The sequence below is a fragment of the Sphingomonas sp. DBB INV C78 genome (assembly GCF_042693015.1).
Classification (GTDB): Bacteria; Pseudomonadota; Alphaproteobacteria; order Sphingomonadales; family Sphingomonadaceae; genus Sphingomonas_E.
The window spans coordinates 4,362,430-4,383,163 of sequence record NZ_CP170544.1 but is presented as its reverse complement, the minus strand read 5'-3'; the positions used below and the strand labels follow the sequence as shown (position 1 = coordinate 4,383,163).

The following is a 20,734-nucleotide window of genomic DNA, read 5'->3' as shown; positions in this document are numbered from 1 at the left end:
TCACCTCAGCGCCACCGTCACCGGCCGGTTGGGGATCGCGCCCCGAATATCGGGCGAATACATCGCCTCCACCCGCGTCGGCGGCAACTGGAAGGTGCCGACGCCGTTCAGCCGCACCGCATATTCGACGGTGAAGCGCCCGCGCGGCACCCAATCGAAATAGCCGCGCCACGCATCCAGCCCGCGCCCGACATAAGCCGGCTGCACGCCCTCCCCGCCCGACGCCTGATCGGCCAGTTGCTGCGATTGCCCGCCGAGATTGCCGACGATCGTCGCGCCCGCCGGAATCGGGTCGCTCACCACCACCCAGTTGCGCTCGGCCGTAGCGTCGACGCTGATCCTGACCTTCAGCACGTCGCCGCGCGTCAGCCGCCCTTTCACCCGCTGCTGGATCACCGTCACCGCTTTCTCGATGCGATAGCCGGCGAACAAGGGCTGGCGGAGCGGGACTGCAGCGGTGAGCGAGACCTGCGCCCATGGCCCCGCCCCGCCGCTCTGGGCCAGCAGCAGCGGCGTGCGCGCCGATGGCAGCGGCAGGCGCAGCAGCGGCGCGTCGGTCGGTTGCGGCCAGCTCTGGCGGCGAGTGACAGGCCCAAGCGTCGCTGTGGTCGTCCCCGCCACCGCGCCCGGCGGATAGAGCGCGGCGAAGCGCCTGGCGGCGACCAGCCCCCAGGCATTGGCCGGCGTCGTGTCCCAGCTTCCCCGCCGCTGGCGGAGCGCCACGCCGACCATCATCCGCGGCGTTTCCTCCTGCCAGTCGGGCCGGCCGAGCACGCCCAGCAGCGCGCGGATCGCCATCTCGTCGCCGCTCGTCATCATCCACCATGGCGCCGAACCGCCATCGACGAGATCAAGCCGCGACCCTTCATAGATGAGGCGCGATCGCAGCACCTGTTCCGCCGCCGATCGCAGCCCGGCATTGCCGCCGGTCCCGTCGATCGCGACCAGCCAGTCGGCCAACGCGGACGTCGGCATGTCGGCGGGGAGCAGGCCGATCTGGCCGAGCATCGCCGGGGTCGCCGCCCCGTTGCGCGCCAGCGCCGCCAGTGCCGCGAGGCGGAGGAAGCGGCGATCGCCGGTGCCCTGCCCCGCGCTCGCCACGCGGCCATCGACCACCGCCTTCAGCGCCTCGACCATGCGCGCCTTGGCGGATGCGGGCACTGGATAGCCTGCCTCGGCGGTGATGTGCAGCGCATAGGCCGTCAGCGCCTCACTCCCCTCCATGCTCGCCACCGGGAAGTAACGGAGCAGGCCGTTGTCATCGAGATAGGCCGGAATTTCGCCCGCCAGCCGCTCCCAGGCGGCACCGTCCCCGGTCGCGACCGCCTTGGACAGCCGCTGCTCGAAGCAATCATAGGGGTAAGCCGCCATGTAACGTCGCACCCCATCGAGCGGAGGGGCCAGACTGTCGCTCAACCGGATCGACACTTCGCCACGCCCCGGCAGCGCGCCGGCCGGTGGCGCCAGCATGATGCTGGTCTGTGGGCCGACCCGGGCAAGCGTCGCCGCCCAGGTTTCCAGCGGCACGGCAGGCGTCACTTCCTGCTGCGCTGTCAGCTTGTCCACCGCACGGCCGTCCGACGAGCGCGCCGTCACCGTCCAGGACAGGCGGCCGATGCCGTGCGGCGCCGGCAGGTTCCACGTCACCGGCGCCGCGCTGCCGGCGGGGATGGTGACAGTCAGCGGCCGCGCCGTGCCGATCCGCGGCGAAACCTCGGCACTCGCCGTCACCGTCATCGGCTTGTCCGATCCGTTGCGCAGCGTGAAGCTCGCCCCGTAGAAATCACCCTCCCGCACCAGCGGCGGCAATCCCGCATAGAGCGACAGATCCTGCGCCGTCCGGACGGTGGCCATGCCGGTGCCGAACCGGTCGGCGCCTGCCGTCGCGATCGCGACGAGCTTGAACGAGGAGAGCGAATCGCTGAGCGGCACCGCCACCTTCGCCCGTCCCTGCGCATCGAGCGGCACGCGTCCCTTCCACAGCAGCACCGGCCGGAAATCCTCGCGGTTGACGGCCGATAGATCGCCGCCACCGCCACCGCCGGCCGCCACTGCCTTGCGGCCATAATGGCGCTTGCCGACCACCTGCATCTGCGCGGTCGAGGTCAGCACCGAAAGCGGGCGCTCACCCATCATCGCGTCGATCAGATCCCAGCTCCGGTTGGGCGAAAGCTGGAGCAAGGCCTCGTCCACCGCGGCAAAGGCGATCTCGGCCGATCTGGGCGCCGCCCCCTTGCCGTCCCTCACCTGCACGGCGACCTGCGCGACGTCACGCACCGCATATTTCTCGCGATCGGCCTTCACGTCGACGGCAAGCTGGTTCGCCTCCCACCCGACATTGATCTTGGCCACGCCCATGCGGAAGCTGGGCTTGGCGAGATCGACGAGCGCAGTTGGCTTCGCGCCATCCTGACTGAAAAAGGGCAGCCCCCAGTCCCGCGCCAGATTGGCCAGCCACAGCCTGAACCCGCCGACCCGCCCGCGCACCGCCAGCACCGATACATAGATGTCCGGCGCATAATAGCCCTGCAGAGGCACCTCGATCACCGGGTCCTTGCCCGATAGCGTGGTCACGAAGCTGCCGATCACCCCCTCGCGCTCGATCGTCACCAGCGCGGTCGCCTCGCGGAACGGCATGCGCACCTGGAAGCGGGCGGTCTCGTCGGCTTTGTAATCCAGCCGCTCGGGGACGAGGTCCATGCGGTCGCCATTGTCCCCGCCGAACCACCAATCCTCATCACCCGCCAGCCACACCGATCGCACTGCGCGGCTGACATTGCCGTCATCATCGGTGACGGTGGCGACCGCATAGACTTCGCCCGAAACACCCGGATCGATCTTGCACTCGGCCAGGCCCAGGCTGTCGGTATCGGTGGAGCAGGATGCATCGATCCGCGTCGTCCGCGCATTATTGTCATAGGCGTAGAAGCCGCCGATCAACCGCCGCCGCGCCGACAATATCTCCCGACTGTAAAGCTCCATCTTCACGCGCCGGCCGGTGACGGGGCGCCCCTGATGATCGAGCACGACCATCTTGAGGCGCAGATCATCCTCCTTCATCAGCCAGCCGTCGGTCTTGATGCCGACGCGGATCGCGGCGGGGTAGACCGGAATCCAGCGCGTCGCCGTCAGCACCTCGCCATTGGCGTCCTGATAATCCATCTCGACCGCAACCAATGTCGCCTGGTCGATCGCCTGCGGCATCTCGATGCTGGTGCGGGCGGCGCCTTGCGCGTCGAGCGTGACGGGCAGCAACTGGCTGGCGGGCAGGTTGGCCGCGCCAATCTCCTCGCCATCGCCGTCGAGCGGCTTCACGCCCTCCTCGATCGCCGCGCCGCCGAAGCTCCAGCCTTCCCAGCCCTTCGGCGCACTTTCGTCGATGGAGAAAGCGGTGCGGACGGTGACGCCCATATTCGATGCGCCGCCGCCGGAAAGATAGCCGACGAACAGGTCCAGCGGCAGCAGCTTCGGCCGCACCGGCTTGTCCTTGGGGCCTGTGATCGTCGCGCGCATCGTCGGCAGGCGATATTCGTCGACGCGGATCGACTGGCTGGTGAAGATCGTCTCCTCGCCCGCAACGATCGACAGGTCATAGTCACCCTGCGGCGCCCCCGTGGGTGCCGTCCACTCGGTTTCGCCGATACCGTCCGCGCCGACGTTCAGCGGCAAATCGAACTGCGTGTCGGAACCGCGATGGCTCAACCGCAACGTGCCGTCGAGCTTGCCGGCGAAGGTGAAGCCCGCCGCGACCGGGCGGCGCAGGATATGCTTCATATGCACCGTCTCGCCCGCCTTCATCAGGCTGCGGTCGAACACGGTGTGGAAGATGTCGGCCCGCTCCTCCCAGCCATAAGGCAGGTCGAAATCATAGGGGCGGATGCCCTTGGCCCATTCGGTCAGGGTGAAGCTGAAATCGCCACCTTTACGCGCCGACACCATCAATGGATGCGATGCGCCCTCATCGCACTCGCCATAGGTTTCGGGCTGCGGCAGGCCACGGATGGCGAGCCGGCCGCGCGCATCGCTGCGCCCCTCGGCGAGCAGCCGGCCCGTGCAACTGTCGGTCACGCGCACATCGGCCGCGCCCACCGGCTGGCCGCTGTCGAGCGCCGTCACCCAGGCCATCGACGCTTCCCGCCCCCATTTGAAATGGACGGCGAGATTGGTGACCAGCGCACCGGCCGCGACATAACGCGGCGCATCGCGGCCGAGCAGCGCGCGGCCGAGCTTCGGGCTGGCCAGCTCGACGACATAGAAACCGGGCTTGGCGAGCGGAATGCCGACGACTTCGAACTGGCGCCCCTTGCCCGGCAGCGCGACCTTCAGCGGCGTGGCATCGGCAACCTTGGTCAGGATCGGGGTGGCGCCGGTATGGTTGACCGTCACCTTCTCCTTGCCCTGGCCTTCCTCGCGGAAATCATTGTCGTCGGCATCGTCGAGCGTGCGCAGCCATTCGGCCACCGCCTTGTCGTCGTCGGTGATCCGCGCGACCTTGCCGCCGACGCCGAGCGTGCGGCCCTGCAGCGCCGGTTCGACATTGCGCACCGTGACGGGCAGCACGCCGCCTTCCTTTGCCTCGAGAATGCCGAAGGGCGCGGCGAACTTCACCAAAGGCGGTGCGGCATCGAAACGCACGTCGAGCGGGAAGCGCGCGGCATTGACCAGGGGGCGGCCGCTATCGTCGACCAGCCGCTCGGGCATCAATATCTGGCCGGTCGAGGATTCGGGGATCGGCCCCTTGAAGCTCACCAGATTGACCTGTTGCGCGCTCTTGTCGGCAATCTCCGGCTTGAACTCGGTGCCGTCAGCCAGACGCAGGCGAATGCCCTCCGCCGCCGCCCGCGCGATCGGCGCGGTGAAGCGCACAGTGGCCGGTTCGATCGGGCTGCAACCGGCGGCGGGGTTGACGCGCGAACATTCGAAGCGCGCCTCGAACGCCTTGCGCACGGTGAAGTCGAAACGCTGGTCGGCGCCCGCGGTTCGCCCGCCGGGGCCGCGCACGCCGGCCCCCCACACCAAGGCCATGTCGCGGCCGGGTGGCAGCGGACGGCGGCATTTGAGCGCGACCACGCTCTGCAAGGCCGTCGCCCGCTCACGCCCCTTGGGGGGCAATGCCTGCGGCAACCCCGCTTCGGACAGGAAATTCTGCGCCTGATAGCGATCCGTGCCGATGCCTTCGATGATATCGCCCACCGTTGCCGGCGGCAGCAGATCGACCGCGATCTTCTCGCCGATCCCGTCGACCGCGCAATAAGCGGCCTCGGCCACCGAAGCGCGATCGGGCACGACATTGGCGGCGACCAGGAAGATCTGGTCCTCCGCGACATCGCCGCCATAACGCGACGGCAGCACCGCCCGCGCGGTCGGGCCGCCGGTGTCGACGGTGAAGCGCTGCTGCCCGCCAAGACCCGCGCCGCGCTGCGTCTTCAGCCCGTCGCGCAGGTCGAAGCTGCAGGATATGCCGCCAGGAAGCGATTTTTCGAATTCATGGACATAGGTCGCCTGGTCGATCCAGCGCCCCGTGCCGGCGACGGGGCAGGCGACCGTGAACGGGCCAGCCGCGCGGGGATCGCCCAACGGCACCATCGGCTCCGAAAAACGGACAGTGAAGCGCTCGACCGCGCCTCCGCTTATGCCGGGCGTCGCCATCACCACCTGCGGAGCGGTGTCGCTGAACGCGGCGACCGGCGCCAGCGTCAGGAGCAGCGCCATCCAGCGCATTCCGAAATGCCGCATCGACCCGCTCCTTCATCCCGTCGCCACGAAGGTGCCGCCTTGCACCGACGGAATCCAGCCCAATCGATCCCAAGTAATTTCGGGCGATGCAAGACACTTGCACAGAAAAGGACAAAGCGACATTCTGGGCCACAGGGGGTTTCGGGGGGATGCCGGGTCCTGGACTATTATCGTGGCTGCTCGATGGAGCGCTGCGGGAAGCCACGCTGTTCGCGGCGATCGGCTTGCTGATCGGTGGGATCGACGATCTCGCCATGGACCTGCTTTGGCTGTTTCGATCGGCGATCCGGCGATTGACGGTCTATCGCCGCCACCCGCCAGCCAACGCCACGACGCTGCCGCCCGCCGATCATCCGGGCCGCATCGCCATCTTCATCGGCGCCTGGGACGAGGGCGATGTGATCGGCGCCATGCTGCGCCACGCGCTCGACCGGCTGGATCATGACGATTATCGCATTTTCGTCGGCACCTATCCCAATGATCCCGCGACGATCAGCGCGGTAGCCTCTGTGCAGTCCCATTATGCGCGCGGCGATATGGTCCGGCTGGTGCGGGGCGAGCTTTCCGGCCCGACCACCAAGGCCGAATGCCTCAACCGGCTGTGGCAGGCGATGCTGCGCGAGGAAGCCGCCACCGGCGTCCGCTTCAAGGCGATCACCCTCCATGATGCCGAAGATGTCGTCCACCCCGCCGAGCTAAGGGTGTTCGACCGGCTGATCGAGCGCTTCGATCTCGTCCAGTTGCCGGTGATGCCGCTGGTCGTGCCCGGATCGCCCCTGATCAGCGGCCATTATTGTGATGAGTTCGCGGAAGCCCATGGCAAGCAACTGGTTGTGCGCGAAGCCCTGGGCGCCGCCATGCCCTCCGCCGGCGTCGGCTGCGCCATTTCCCGCAGCGCGCTGGAACGCATCGCCGACGCCCGCGGCGGCCTGCCCTTCGATGCCGATAGCGTGACCGAGGATTATGAGTTGGGGTTGCGGCTGGCGGAGTTCGGCGGTCGCGGCGTGTTCGTCCGCCTGCCGGCGATCGCGGGCGGTTCGCTAGTTGCGGTGCGCGCTTATTTCCCCGCGACGATCCATGCCGCTGTCCGCCAGAAGGCGCGCTGGCTGACCGGCATCGCCCTTGCCGGATGGGATCGGCTCGGCTGGCGCGGTGGGGCGGCCGAGCGCTGGATGCGCCTGCGCGATCGCCGCGCGATTCTGGCCGCGCTGGTGCTGGTCGCCGCTTATGCGGCGATGCTGCTGTGGGCGGCGGCGCTGGCGCATTCTCTTGCGACCGGGCGGCCCATCGCGCCGATCGATCCGCTGCTGCGGACCTTGTGCCTCATCAATCTCGGCCTGCTCGGCTGGCGGATCGCGATGCGGTGCTGGATGGTCCACCTAATGTATGGGCCGCGCGCCGCCACCCTCGCTCCGCTCAGGATGATCGTCGGCAACATCATCGCGATCCTGGCCGCCCGCCGCGCTTTGTTCGTCTATTTGCGCGATCCCAAAGCGGTCGCCCGCTGGGACAAAACCCACCATCTCTTCCCCGCCGAGGACGCGCGATGAAGCTCGCGACGCCGCCGATTCGCTTCCTCGCCATGGTGGGCGCCCTGTGGATCGGCGGCCGCATCTGGTGGCTGTTGCCCGATGCCGCCCGGCAAAGCGTGGTACTGCCCTCGCCCGCCGCCGCCGAACGGCCAAATTCGCTGCACGCCCCTCTGCCTTCACTCCGCTCGGCCCCGGTAATTGCCATCGAATCCAACAAGCCGGTGCCCCCCCTGCTGTTGGCCCATGTCACCAATCCAACAACGACTATCCACCTCTCCACCCCGATTCCAGTATCAACCAGACCCACAACCACGGCGTCCCCCCACCCGTCGATCTGCCCGCCCCCGTCCTGCCGCCATCTCCCGCGAGCGGCACATCGCCGTCTCGCTGGTCCGGCAATTTCTATCTCTTCGCCCGGAAGGGTGGCACGGATGCACTAGCGGCGGGCGGCCAGCTCGGCGGCGGCCAAGCCGGCGCGCGCATCGCCTGGCGGCTGAATCGCGCCGGCCCCACCCGCTTCGCGCTGGCGGCGCGCATCTACACCCCGCTCGACGATACGAGCGGCGCGGAAGCCGCGGCCGGCCTGGATTTCTATCCGCTGCCCGGCCAACCGCTGAGGCTGTCGGTCGAGCGCCGCTTCGATATCGGCGGCCGCGGGCGCAATGCTTGGTCGGCTTATGCGGCGGGGGGATTTTGGCGGGAGGTCGGCGAGAATATCGAGCTGGACGGTTATGGCCAGGCCGGCCTGTCGGCGGACATTCGGCCGACTTCTTCACCGACGGCGCGTTGCGCCTTGTCCATCGCCGCGACATTGGCCCATCGACCGCGCTGCGCCTCGGCGTGGGCGCATGGGGTGGAGCCCAGCCCGGCGTTGAGCGGTTCGATATCGGTCCACGCGCAGCCATCAGCCTGCCGGTAGCCGGCACGACAATGAGCGCAGCGATTGAAGGGCGCATCCGCATCGCCGGCGATGCCGATCCAGGATCGAGCGTCGCGCTGACGCTCGCCAGCGATTTCTGAGGCGAATCAGGCCTTCTTGTCGGTTTTCTTGGAACGATTGGCGTAGAGCAGAGCCGCGACGATGGCGGCTGATCCGATGGCAACGCCGACGCCGACACCAGCCGCCGGAGAGATGAGCGGTGCCTTACGGTTCTTGGCCGCAGGTTTCGCCTTCCCCGTCGTGGATTCGGATTCGGACATCATCTTCTCCTCTACTCGGCCACGCAGCGCGCCGCGCCGCCCGGAGCCGCATAATATCGGCAACAGGCTCGATGCCAACACGAAACGGGCGGAAGTTGGGTGCCTGGCCGGTTTCCGACCAATGCAAACTGCTGGGAATGGATGCCCCGCGAGGATTCGAACCTCGATAGACGGAATCAGAATCCGTAGTCTTACCATTAGACGACGGGGCAACGGCAGGCGCGCCAGATAGAAGCGGCCCCGCGCGCTGTCAACGCCTGACCTGCATGGGCGACGGCCTTGCTGTCGAAGCGATGTGCCGATAGTCTCTGCCTCAAGTCCCGGCGGCATCGGCCCGACCGGAAAGATAAGAGTGAATGTTCATGGCGCAGCAGCCCGAAGCGGCAGCGCCGCAACGCGGAGCCTATTCGCGGCCAGCGGCCCCACCGGCGTCCCAAAGGCGGTTTCACCGCCGCACATATGCGGCGCTGGATCTCGGAACCAATAATTGCCGGCTTCTCATCGCGCGGCCTTCGGATGACGGATTTGTTGTCGTCGATGCGTTCTCGCGGATCGTGCGGTTGGGCGAAGGGCTGGCCGCAACCGGCCGGCTGAGCGACACGGCGATGGACCGGGCGGTCGCGGCCCTGTCCATTTGCGCGGACAAGCTTCAACGTCGGCAGGTCACGCTGGTCCGGTCGGTGGCCACCGAAGCCTGCCGCCGCGCCACCAACGGCCGCGAGTTCGTCCAGCGCGTCTATCGCGAGACGGGCATCGCCCTCGACATCATCACGGCCGAACAGGAGGCGCGTCTGGCCGTGCTCGGCTGCCATGCTTTGCTGGAACCAGGCGACGGTCCCGCGCTGATCTTCGACATTGGCGGCGGATCGACCGAGCTGGTGCTGATCGATCCGGCGGGCGGCACGCCGCGGGTGATTGACTGGTTTTCGGCCCCCTGGGGTGTGGTCTCGCTCACCGAAAGCGAACCGCATGACTGGGTCGACCGCGATGCCCGGCTTGCCGCCTATCAGCGGATGCGCGATCGGGTCGCCACAGCTTTCGAGCCCTTTGCCGGGACGCTGACCGGCAGCAACCACATGCCCACCCGCCTGCTCGGTACCAGCGGCACGGTGACGACGCTCGCCAGCGTCCATCTGGGCCTTGCGACCTATGATCGCCGCGCGATCGATGGCCTGATCGTTCCGGCCGGGGCGATGCGCGACATCAGCCAGCGGCTATCCGCCATGTCGATCGCCGAACGGGCCGAACTGCCGTGCATCGGCACCGAGCGGGCGGATCTGGTCGTCGCAGGCTGCGCGATCCTCGAAGCGATCATCGACATCTGGCCCGCCGAACGGCTAGGCGTCGCGGATCGCGGCATTCGCGAAGGCATCTTGCGTTCGCTGATGGCGCGTGAGGGCGGCCGCGCATGAGGATTTTGCAGTGAGCCGAGGTGGATCTGGCGGCCGTCAACGGGTCAAGACCGGGCGTGGACGAACGGCGTCGTCAACGCGCTGGCTCGCGCGTCAGCTCAACGACCCCTATGTCCGCCGCGCCAAGGCGGAGGGCTATCGATCGCGCGCGGCCTACAAGTTGATGGAACTCGACGAGCGGTTCCAGTTGCTGAAGGGCGTCACGCGCGTCATCGATCTCGGCATCGCCCCCGGCGGTTGGAGTCAGGTCGTCCGCAAGATCGCGCCCAAGGCGGCCATCGTCGGCATCGATCTGCTGCCAGTCGATCCCATCGACGGCGTCACCATCCTGCAGATGGATTTCATGGACGACGATGCACCGCAACGGCTGGCCGAGGCGCTGGGCGGGCCAGCGGATCTCGTACTATCCGATATGGCCGCCAACACCGTCGGTCATCCTCAGACCGATCATTTGCGGACGATGGCGCTGGTCGAAGCCGGCTGCGCATTCTGCGCCGACGTGCTGAAACCCGGTGGTGCCTATGTCGCCAAGGTTCTGGCTGGCGGCGCCGACAATGATCTGGTTGCGGAATTGAAACGCATGTTCACGACCGTCAAACATGCCAAGCCGCCGGCCAGCCGCAAGGATTCGTCCGAATGGTATGTCATCGCTCAAGGCTTCAAAGCGCAGCCCAAGGCCGAAAGCGAAGTAGAAATCACCACTTAGCGCTTTTGCGATTTTGATTTCCGATATCGTTTCGATACCGCAATCGGGTGATGTCGTGCGAATGATTTTGCGATATCTTTGCTATCCGTGGATCTGTTCCGTCGCCTCCTTGCGCGCAAGCCAGCAGAGCCGGCGCAATCGTCGGCGCCGTCGCGCACCGCGCCGTTCGTGGTGGACCGGGACCGCATGTTCGATCTCTCGCTCACCTCGCGCCTTGTCGACCTGGTCGACACGCCCCACGAGGCGCGGGATCATGCGTGGGTGGATGCCTACTTCGCCACGGTGTGGAACGCATCTATCCAGTTGCCCGCGCCCGGCCCCTTCATCGGCCCGGACGGTTTCCGCTACATGCGACTCGATATCCCCGCGCCAGGATCGGTGTTCGACAGCAATTCGCTGGCCAACCTCACCGACCCTTGCATCGAGAAGGCCATGGGCGTGGCGCTGTTCCGGCACCCGGATGCCGATCAGCCCAGTTATGTGATGTCGATGGGCGTGCTGCAGAGCCTGATCCAGTTTGGGGATTGGCGCGGCGACCCGCAGGACATTGCCGAACAAGGTGACGGCAGCGGCCGGGTGACGCTGGGCCGGGGTGAGGAGATACTCACGGCTGCACCTTCCGCCGATTTTCTGTCGCCACGCGCCGCGCGCGGCTTGATACGCCACCTTGCGGATCGATGGGACATGGCCGATCCGCGCATCATGCTAATGATGAGCGGGAAGATGCGGCCGACGCGATCGCTCGTCGTCAATCGCACGCTCGCCAGCTTCGCCGATGAAGGCGAAGCGCAATATTTTTGCGAATGCCTGCTCTGGCACCTGCCGCCATCGCGCAGCATCACGCTCCAGCCCGATGATTGGGACGCGGACGGTTTCTTTCGACTAGCGGACTTCGCCTGATTCCTAGGATCTGATCGTCAGCGCTTGGCGGCGCGAGCTTCGGCGATCGCTTTCTTGAGCGCGTCATAGCCGACAGCCCCGGGCAGCAACTGATTGCCCACGACGAAGGCCGGCGTGCCGCTTAGCTGCAGCCCCCGCGCCATCTCGATATTCGCCTCGATCTCGGCTTGGATGTCAGCCGCCTTGTCGTCCGCCGCCACCTTGGCGGGATCGAGCCCGACTTCCTTCTGCACCCGCGCGATCGTGGCCGGTGTCGGCCGGCCGGCGGCATAAAGTTTCAGGTGAAAGGGATAGAATGCGCCCTGTCGCGCGGCCGAAAGGCTCACCTTGGCCGCGGCGTCGCTGGCGTCGCCCAGGATCGGCAGTTCGCGGAACACGACCTTGAGCTTGGGGTCTTCCTTGATCAGCCGATCAACGTCGGCCACGCTTTGGCGGCAATAACCGCAGGAATAATCGAAGAATTCGACGAGCACGACATCGCCATCGCGCGCGCCGGCCCAGCCACCGGCGAATGGCGTTTCGAGCGCCTTGCGATTGGCGTTGATCAACTCGGCCGTGCGCCGGCCTTGCAGCTTGTCGATCGCCTCAGGAATGATTTCGGGATGGGCGAGGATATATTCGCGCACGATCGCCTCGATCGCCGCCTTGTCCCTGGCCCCGATTGGCGCTGTCGTACCCTGCATGGCGACGAGCGCGATTGCTGCCCCGCCGGCCACCGCACCAATGATGCCAGCCACCCAATATCCCTTCTTATTTGCAGTCACGGCACCGAGGCCCCTTCAACGGTCACCGTTTCTTCCTCCGATCTTCCATCGTCTGTCGCGATGTCAATGCGATATCTTCGGCGCGGACATAATCTGGCGTGCCCTGCGGAATACCGCGCATCGCGGTCTCCGCATTGGCGAGCGCAAGCTGCGGCTGACCGATCATCGAATAGCGCTCCGCCGTGGCCAGTGCGGCACGGGCCACATCGCCTTCCTGGCTGTAGACGATGCCGAGCTGATACCAGGCAAAGGGATTGTCATTATCCCGCGCGACCGCGTTGCGCAGCACGGTGCGCGCCTCGGCAAAATTGGCCGGATCTTCGGTCGCGATCAGCGCATGGCCCAGCAGGGACGCGATCAGCGGTGAACTGCGGGTGCGGTCGACCGCTTCGCGCAGCGGCGCTATCGCTGCCTTGGGTTGGCCGGACTCCAGCAGGATCTGGCCCTTGAGCTCCAGGAAATATGGATCGTGGGGGGCAGACGCGACAAGCTTGTCGACTTCGGCCACCGCCTTGTCGGGATAAGCGGCTTTATGCCAGGCATAAGCCCGGGCATAGGTCGCCGGGACGGTCGTGTCGGTTTCGGGATATTTGTTGAGCGTGACCTTGGGCTCATCCATGAAGCCGATGAGCTTGCCCTTGATTCGCTGGAACCGCGCTTCGAGCACCGGGTCGGTTTTCTTAGCCCAGGCCGGATCGGCCTTATAGTCCGCCTCCAGGCGCTCATAGCGGTCGGCGGACATCGGGTGGGTCTGCATATAGGGATCGGTTTCGGCGTAACTCGAGGAATAGCGATATTCCATCTGACGGAACTTACCGAACATCTCGAGCGAGCCGCGGCCCGAAATTCCGGCCTTGCTGAGGAAGCTAGCACCGGCAGCATCGGCCGAGGCTTCCTGGGTGCGCGAAAAGGCTAGGAATTTGCCCATCGCCGCCTGCTGGCCCGCGGAGAGGATGCCCATGCCCGCCTCGCCGGCCCCCATCGCGATCGCCGCGGCGCCCAGCAACAGCGAAAGCATGCTGATACCGCTCGCCGCCTTGGCACCTTCGGAAATGCGAACGATATGGCCGCCAGTGATATGGCCGAGTTCGTGGGCGATCACGCCCTGCACCTGATTGGCATTGTCCGCCTGGGTGATCAGGCCGGAATGGATGTAGACGATCTGCCCGCCGGCGACGAAGGCGTTGATCTCCGGGTCGCCGATCAGCACGACCTGAACATTTTCAGGCCTAAGCCCGGCCGCCTCGATCAAGGGGCGGGACATATCGTTGAGCAGCGCCTCGGTCTCGGCGTCGCGCAAGATCGATTGCGCCAGCGCCGGCCGCGCAAGCAGGGATATGGACAGGATGATCGCGATCAACCAGCGCATGAGCGCGGCGGGTTTGATCGAAGCAAAGCCAACGGACCGGCGCATCAGGGCATTCCTCTGCCCGCGCATCTGAACCCGCGATGAAAGGCGGCCACCTGTCGCGACAGATGCGACGGAAAGCGCATAGCGCCTCCGTCCCACCTGTCGCAATGGGTGGCCGCCCTCAGCTCAGTTCCCGAAGGTCCGCTGCCACCAGCCGCGACGCGGCCCAGACGCTTCGTCCGCAACCGGCTCGGGTGCGGCCGACGTCTCGACCATAGCGGTCTCGGCCGGAGCGGCCGCGGCTTTGGCGCGGGCGCGGCGACGCGGCTTGGGCGCAGCCTCCTCCTCGACGACGGGAGCCGGCGCTTCGGTCTGGACTACCTCCAGCTTCGGCGCTGCCTTGCGGCGCGTGCGCTTGGGCTTCTCTGCCGGTGCTTCCTCCGCAACCGGAGCGGGCGCTGCGGCGGGCTCGACCTTCTTGGTCCGCGGCTTGGCCTTGGTCTTGGTTTCGGCCTCGACGACCTCCGGCTCCTTGCGGGCACGAGGACGGCGGCGCGCACGCGTCTTGGCGGGCGCGTCCTCTTCCTCGGCCGCTACCGGCGCAACTTCGGGCTCAGAGACCGCTGGTGTTTCCGCCGCAGTCTCGGCAGCCTCGGCCTCGCCCGTGGTCGATTCCTCGCCGTTACGGCGGCGACCGCCGCGACGACCGCGACGACCGCGACGACGACGAGCTTCGCCATTTTCCTCGCGATCGGCTTCCGGCTGAGCCGCCGTCTCTTCCGCGGCTTCGACGGCCTCAGCCTCGTCTTCTTCCTCGGCGCCAGGCTCGTCAGCAGCCTGTTCGCGCGGAGCGGCATCGCCCTCTTCACGACGGCCCCCACGACGACGACGGCGACGGCGACGGCGGCCGCGCTCTTCGCGATCGCCTTCGCTTTCGCCGTCCTGGCTTTCGCGAGCCTCGGCCTGCTCTTCCTCTTCTTCCTCGTCCTCGTCTTCGAAGATGTCATCATCCTCGGGTTCGATGGCGATCGGCTGGGGCAGGCGCGGGGCATGCATCGGCGGCGGGCCTGACGATTCCACCGTCATGCGCGCACCTTCCAGCGAGCCATCCGACAGGATTTCGATCAAGACGCCATAGCGTTCCTCAATCTCGCTGATCTCGGCCCGCTTGCGGTTGAGCACATAAAGCGACGCTTCCTGGCTGGCACGCAGCACCAACCGCGAACCACGACCACGCGCGGCCTCATCCTCCAGCATACGCAGCGCCGACAGGCCTGCCGACGATGCGGTGCGCACCAGCCCGGTGCCCTCGCAATGCGGGCACTGGCGCGTGGAAGCTTCGAGCACGCCGGTGCGCAGGCGCTGACGGCTCATTTCGAACAGGCCGAAGCTGGAGATGCGACCCACCTGGATGCGGGCGCGATCGTTCTTCAGCGACTCCTTCATCGCCTTCTCGACCTTACGGTTGTTCGAGTTCGACTCCATGTCGATGAAGTCGATCACGACCAGACCGGCCATGTCGCGCAGGCGAAGCTGGCGCGCAATCTCGTTCGCCGCCTCAAGGTTGGTGTTGAGCGCAGTCTGCTCGATATTATGCTCGCGCGTCGACCGGCCGGAGTTGATGTCGATCGAAACCAGCGCCTCGGTCGGGTTGATGACCAGATAGCCGCCCGACTTGAGCTGCACGATCGGCTGGTACATCGCCGCAAGCTGATCCTCGACGCCAAAGCGCTGGAACAGCGGCACGGCGTCGCTATAGGCTACGATCTTCTTGGTGTGGCTCGGCATCAGCAGCTTCATGAAGCTGCGCGCCTGGCGATACCCCTCCTCGCCCTCGACGATCACTTCATCGATGTCGCGATTATAGATGTCGCGGATCGCCCGCTTGATCAGATCGCTGTCGCCATAGACCAGAGCCGGCGCCTCGGATTGCAGCGTGTTCTCCCGAATCTCGTCCCACAGCCGGGCGAGATAATCGAAATCGCGCTTGATCTCGGTCTTGGTGCGCTGGAGCCCCGCGGTGCGGACGATGCAGCCCATCGTGCGCGGCAGGTTCAGCTCGGTCATGATCGACTTCAGCCGCTTGCGATCAGCCGCGTTCGAAATCTTGCGGCTGATCCCGCCGCCATGCGCGGTGTTGGGCATCAGCACGCAATAGCGACCGGCGAGCGAAAGATAGGTGGTCAGCGCCGCACCCTTGTTGCCGCGCTCTTCCTTGACGACCTGGACCAGCAGCACCTGGCGGCGGCGGATCACGTCCTGGATCTTGTAGCGGCGGCGCAGGTTCATGCGCTTGGCGCGCAACGCCTCCACCGCATTCTCGTCACCGCCGCCGGCGCTGCTCGGCTTGCGGCGCGGAGCATCCTCGCCCTCTTCGCCATCGCCATTGCCGGCATCGTCATGATGATCGTCGTCATGATGATCATCATCGTCGTGATGGTCGTCGTCAGCCTCTTCCCGCTGACGCAGCGCTTCTTCCTCGGCAGCATGCTCGGCTTCCTCGCGGAGCAGCGCCTCGCGATCCTCCTTGGGGATCTGATAATAATCGGGGTGGATTTCGGAGAAGGCCAGGAAGCCGTGGCGGTTGCCGCCATAATCAACGAAGGCCGCCTGCAGCGACGGCTCTACGCGCGTCACCTTGGCCAGATAGATATTGCCCTTGAGTTGCTTCCGCTCCGCGGACTCGAAATCAAATTCCTCGATGCGGTTTCCCTTGACGACCGCGACGCGGGTTTCTTCCCGGTGGCGCGCGTCGATCAGCATGCGCATTGTCATTTATTAGTCTCCGGGCGCGTCCGCTGTCCGAATGTCCACGGCGCGGCGCGCGATATGAAAGGGGCGCAGGCGGCGGCATCATGTCGAAGCCGCGCCAGAGCGCCCGGTTGAAAACGAAAAGCTGTGCGTCCGCTGCACGGGCATGTCCGGCACTGCGCGCCGAAAACCCGCCCCGAACCCGCACGCCGGCACCTTCCACGGTGCAGCGAAGGTTCGGGAAATCATGACTCATGCAGCGTCAACCTAGATGGCGGCCGCAAAAATTGCGGCGTCCTGGCCCGCGCGCCCTATGAACAGGGCAGCCGCGCGGATATTTCGCTGCTAGCACCTGCATGGCCGGGTAGCAACCCGAACGTCCCGCCGAGTCGGCAATATCGATATCTTTGGTAAACGAACTGTTAGTCCTTATGCTTCACTGTGGATATCGACGCGCTACGGGGCGGCTACAGACATGATCTCGCGCTTTGCGCAGGGCCTTGGCCGAATATTGGGTCGATCGGGCCCGCCACAAGATGAGGGCGAAGGCGGTTCGATTTCCGCATGGCTGCGTGTCGCCTGTCTCGCCGCGCTCGCAATGTTCGTCACCGTGCCCATCGATGCCGCGTCTATCCGTGGCGTGGAAATCGTCGGCGACAGCATAACGCTGCGCTTCGACGGCCCGGTCGAGCGCGCATCCGTCTTCACGCTCGATGGCCCGCGGCGCATCGCGATCGACATCGTCGGCGCGCATGCCGGCAGCGGCGGCAAGGCCGGCGGCTATGTCGCTGCCGTCCGCCAGGCGCAGTTCAATCCCGATACCGCGCGCGTGGTGCTGGATCTCAACGGCCCGGCGCTCGTCCGCAACGGCGGCTTTTCCACCGACGGCCGATCGCTGGTGATCGAAGTCGCCGGTGCGACCGAAGCCGCCTTCGCCCGCAGCATCGATGCCAAGCGCAAGGCCTTCCTGCCGCCGGTGGCGGTGCGCGCTGCGGCGCCCAAGCGGGCCGATCGCTCGGCCGTGCGCGTGCCGCTCGAACGGGCGGGCAGCAGCAATGGCCCGCCGCTGCCGCCAGTCACCGGCGCGAAGGGAACGGGCCGGCCGCTGGTGGTGATCGACGCCGGCCATGGCGGCCACGATCCGGGGTCGATGGCCACCGACGGGCGCAAGGAAAAGGATGCTGCGCTCGCCATCGCGCTCGCCATTCGCGATGCGCTGGTGGATTCGGGCCGCGTTAAAGTGGCAATGACCCGCGACCGCGATCGCTTCCTGGTACTCGGCGAGCGGCGCGAGATCGCGCGGCGGCTGGGTGCGGACCTGTTCATTTCGGTTCATGCCGACAGCGCCCCGAATTCGGCCGCGCGCGGCGCCACCATCTACACATTGTCCGAAGTGGCGTCGGACCGCGTGGCCGCTGCGGTGGCGGCGCGCGAGAATCGCGCCGACGTGCTCAACGGGGTTAATCTCGGCGGCGAGAATGAGGATGTCTCCTCGATCCTCTTCGATCTCGCCCAGCGCGAAACGATGAACATCTCGGCGGATTTCGCGACATTGCTGCAGCGGGAAATGGCGGCCAAGGTGCCGTTCAAGAACGAATATCACCGCTTCGCCGGCCTGATCGTGCTGAAAGCCCCGGATGTTCCCTCAGTCCTCCTGGAAACCGGCTACATCTCCAACGAGGAGGATGCGAAGCTGCTCTTCTCCAAAAGCTACCAGCGCGATGTCGCAGAGGGCGTCCGCCGGGCGATCGAACTGCACTTCGCACGGCGTTTGGCGAGCAACTGATCGCCTGACGGCTGGCAATGCCGCGCCAACCTGCTAGATGGCCGTGACAATGGAAGACACGCCGGCCGAGAACCTGCACATGAAGCTGCGGCGCGCCAGCGACGGCATCGGCCCGACCATCCGCGCGCTGTGGCAACAGCGAATCGTCCGCTGGGCGAGCTATTTCGTCAGCGCGTTGCTGATCCTGTGGCTCGCAATCTGGCTGATCTTCGCGCGCGGCTTGCCCGATGCCGATCAGCTTCTTGCCTATGAGCCGCCGCTCCCGACCAATGTTCGCGACGTCAACGGCGCGCCCGTCCACAGCTTCGCGCGCGAGCGCCGCGTTGAGCTTGCCTATGACGAATATCCGCAGCAGCTAATCCATGCCTTCCTGGCGGCCGAGGACAAGACCTTCTTCTCGCACAGCGGCGTCGATCTGACCGGCCTTGCTGGCGCGGTGATCGATTATGCTTCGAAGTTCGGATCAGGCGAGCGCGCCCGGGGCGGATCGACGATCACCCAGCAGGTCGCCAAGAATCTCCTGCTCGGCGACGAATATTCGCCGACCCGCAAGATCAAGGAGATGATCCTCGCCTATCGGATCGAGCAGGCGCTGACCAAGCAGCAAATTCTGGAACTTTATCTCAACCAGATCTTCCTCGGCCGGAACGCCTATGGCGTGCAATCGGCCGCGCGCGCCTATTTCGACAAGGATGTCGATCAGCTCAGCCTGCCCGAAATGGCCTATCTGGCGATCCTGCCGAAGGCGCCGGCCAATTATAATCCCGATCGCTTCGCCACCCGCGCACTCGAACGGCGCGATTATGTGCTCGGGCAGATGAAGGAAAATGGCTGGATCACCGAAGCGCAGCGAGCCGAGGCCTCTGCCGCGCCGCTCGGCACGGTCAAGCGCGCTGCCGTCGTCCGTCGCGACATCGGCGGCTACTTCATGGAAGAAGTCCGCCGCGAGCTGATCGAGCGTTATGGCGAAAGCGCCAAGGACAGCCCGCATAGCGTCTATTCGGGCGGCCTGTGGGTCCGCACCTCAATCGATCCGAAGGTGCAGGAAGCCGCAGAAACCGCGCTTCGCGACGGCCTCGTCCGCTATGATCGCGGCAAGGGCTGGAGCGGCCCGGTCACCAAGATCGGCCTGGGCGACGGCTGGCAGGGCCGCCTGGCGGGTGCCCGCGTCGGCACCGGCTATGCCGACTGGCGCGCTGCGGTCATCCTTTCGAAAACGGCGGGCAGTGCGGAGATCGGCTTCGTCGATGGATCGACCGGCACGATGTACGCCGGCGCCGCATCCATGCCCAAGCGCGGCGTCGGCGGGCAGGCATTCGATTTCATGGTGCCCGGCGACGTCATCGTCGTGAAGCGCGAGGGCACCAGCTATGTGCTACGCAACATCCCGGCCGTCTCGGGCGGGTTCGTTGCGGAAGATCCGCACAATGGCCGCGTCCTCGCGATGCAGGGCGGCTTCGATGTCCGCGGCTCCTCTTTCAACCGGGCCACCCAGGCGCTCCGCCAACCGGGATCGAGCTTCAAGCCGTTCGTTTATGCCGCGGCGCTCGACGCCGGGATGACACCGGCCTCGACCATCGTCGACGGCCCCTTCTGCGTCTACCAGTCCGCCAGGCTCGGCAACAAATGCTTCCGCAACTTCTCCGGCGGCAATGCCGGCCCGCAGACGATGCGCTGGGGCGTCGAACAATCGCGTAACCTGATGACGGTGCGCGCCGCCAGCCAGACCGGCATGGACAAGGTGGTGAAGACCGCGTCGGCGATGGGCATCGGCAATTATCCCGCCGTTCTCGCCATCTCGCTCGGCGCCGGCGACACCACGGTCCTCAAGCTCACCAATGCCTATGCGATGCTCGCCAATAATGGCCGCGAACTTAAGCCAACGCTGATCGACTATATCCAGGATCGCAGCGGCAAGACGATCTGGCGCGCCGACAGCCGCCCCTGCGAAGGCTGCAACGCCAAGGACTATAATGGCGGTGCGATGCCGCGGCCCAAGCCCCGCGGCAAGCAGGTGATGGACGCGATGACCGCCTATCAGACGGTCCATATTCTCGAAGGCGTGGTGCAGCGCGGCACCGCCACCATCCTGCGCGATCTCGGCCGGCCGCTGTTCGGCAAGACGGGCACGTCGACCGGTCCCACCAATGTCTGGTTCGTCGGCGGATCGGCTGATCTCGTGGCAGGCGTCTATCTCGGTTATGATCAGCCCCGCTCGCTTGGCGGCTATGCACAGGGCGGCACCGTCGCCGCACCGATCTTCCGCCAGTTCGCGCAGACCGCGATGAAGGATATGCCGGTCATGCCGTTCCGCGCGCCGCCGGGCATCCGCATGGTTCGCATCGATCGCAAATCGGGCCGCAAGATCTTCGCCGGCTGGCCGACGTCGGAACCCAAGGCGGCGATCATCTGGGAGGCCTTCAAGCCCGAGAGCGAACCGCGCCGCACCATCCGTCGCGAGGAAATCGCCAAGCGCGCCGACGAGACGCGCCGCACCGCGCGCAGCGCCGACAGCGATTTCTTGCAAAGAGAGGGCGGGATTTACTAGGTCCGCCAGAACGAGACCCTATCTATCCCGGCGCAGGCCGGGATCTCC

General features: G+C 66.3%; 12 protein-coding genes and 1 tRNA gene. 7 read left to right on the top strand and 6 right to left on the bottom strand.

Going from position 1 to position 20,734, the window contains the following annotated elements; translation table 11 throughout:
• Positions 1–5,736 (bottom strand): alpha-2-macroglobulin, encoded by a 5,736-nt coding sequence (locus ACFB49_RS20850; protein ID WP_380873440.1) that lies wholly within the window; start codon positions 5,734–5,736, stop codon positions 1–3.
• Between the two features lie 149 nt (positions 5,737–5,885).
• Here ACFB49_RS20850 and ACFB49_RS20845 point away from each other — a divergent pair, with 149 nt between their 5' ends.
• Complete coding sequence (locus ACFB49_RS20845) at positions 5,886–7,286, top strand: glycosyl transferase family protein (RefSeq protein WP_380873437.1); 1,401 nt, start codon at positions 5,886–5,888, stop codon at positions 7,284–7,286.
• A 67-nt stretch (positions 7,287–7,353) separates the two neighbouring features.
• Positions 7,354–8,187: a hypothetical protein gene (locus tag ACFB49_RS20840; RefSeq protein WP_380873436.1), complete on the top strand. Its 834-nt coding sequence runs from the start codon at positions 7,354–7,356 to the stop codon at positions 8,185–8,187.
• Between the two features lie 107 nt (positions 8,188–8,294).
• On the opposite strand, the gene ACFB49_RS20835 is transcribed toward ACFB49_RS20840, so the two are convergent.
• Together ACFB49_RS20835 and ACFB49_RS20830 are read right to left on the bottom strand one after the other, a co-directional pair.
• The gene (locus ACFB49_RS20835; RefSeq protein WP_380873434.1) at positions 8,295–8,468 is read right to left on the bottom strand and encodes a hypothetical protein; all 174 of its coding nucleotides are present in this window, start codon (positions 8,466–8,468) and stop codon (positions 8,295–8,297) included.
• 138 nt (positions 8,469–8,606) lie between these two features.
• Positions 8,607–8,680, bottom strand: a tRNA-Gln gene (locus ACFB49_RS20830).
• Between the two features lie 150 nt (positions 8,681–8,830).
• On the opposite strand from ACFB49_RS20830, the gene ACFB49_RS20825 reads away from it, so the two are divergent.
• The 3 genes from ACFB49_RS20825 (at position 8,831) to ACFB49_RS20815 (ending at position 11,486) form a co-directional block, all read left to right on the top strand.
• Complete coding sequence (locus ACFB49_RS20825; protein WP_380873433.1) at positions 8,831–9,880, top strand: Ppx/GppA phosphatase family protein; 1,050 nt, start codon at positions 8,831–8,833, stop codon at positions 9,878–9,880.
• Between the two features lie 10 nt (positions 9,881–9,890).
• A complete protein-coding gene (locus tag ACFB49_RS20820; protein ID WP_380873432.1) occupies positions 9,891–10,586 on the top strand; it encodes an RlmE family RNA methyltransferase in 696 nt (231 codons plus the stop codon).
• Positions 10,587–10,673: 87 nt separating this feature from the next.
• Complete coding sequence (locus ACFB49_RS20815; RefSeq protein WP_380873431.1) at positions 10,674–11,486, top strand: hypothetical protein; 813 nt, start codon at positions 10,674–10,676, stop codon at positions 11,484–11,486.
• Between the two features lie 17 nt (positions 11,487–11,503).
• Here ACFB49_RS20815 and ACFB49_RS20810 read toward each other — a convergent pair whose 3' ends face one another.
• The 3 genes from ACFB49_RS20810 to ACFB49_RS20800 form a co-directional block, all read right to left on the bottom strand.
• Entirely contained in the window at positions 11,504–12,223 is a 720-nt protein-coding gene (locus ACFB49_RS20810; protein ID WP_380873430.1) for a DsbA family protein, read from the bottom strand.
• 49 nt (positions 12,224–12,272) lie between these two features.
• On the bottom strand, positions 12,273–13,664 hold the full coding sequence (locus ACFB49_RS20805; protein ID WP_380873429.1) for a M48 family metalloprotease: 1,392 nt from the start codon (positions 13,662–13,664) through the stop codon (positions 12,273–12,275).
• A 123-nt stretch (positions 13,665–13,787) separates the two neighbouring features.
• A complete protein-coding gene (locus ACFB49_RS20800; RefSeq protein ID WP_380873428.1) occupies positions 13,788–16,376 on the bottom strand; it encodes a ribonuclease E/G in 2,589 nt (862 codons plus the stop codon).
• A 451-nt stretch (positions 16,377–16,827) separates the two neighbouring features.
• Here ACFB49_RS20800 and ACFB49_RS20795 point away from each other — a divergent pair, with 451 nt between their 5' ends.
• Complete coding sequence (locus tag ACFB49_RS20795) at positions 16,828–18,138, top strand: N-acetylmuramoyl-L-alanine amidase (RefSeq protein ID WP_380873426.1); 1,311 nt, start codon at positions 16,828–16,830, stop codon at positions 18,136–18,138.
• A 49-nt stretch (positions 18,139–18,187) separates the two neighbouring features.
• Positions 18,188–20,686, top strand: a complete 2,499-nt coding sequence (locus ACFB49_RS20790) for a penicillin-binding protein 1A (protein WP_380873425.1) — start codon at positions 18,188–18,190, stop codon at positions 20,684–20,686.
• Positions 20,687–20,734 lie beyond the last annotated feature (48 nt).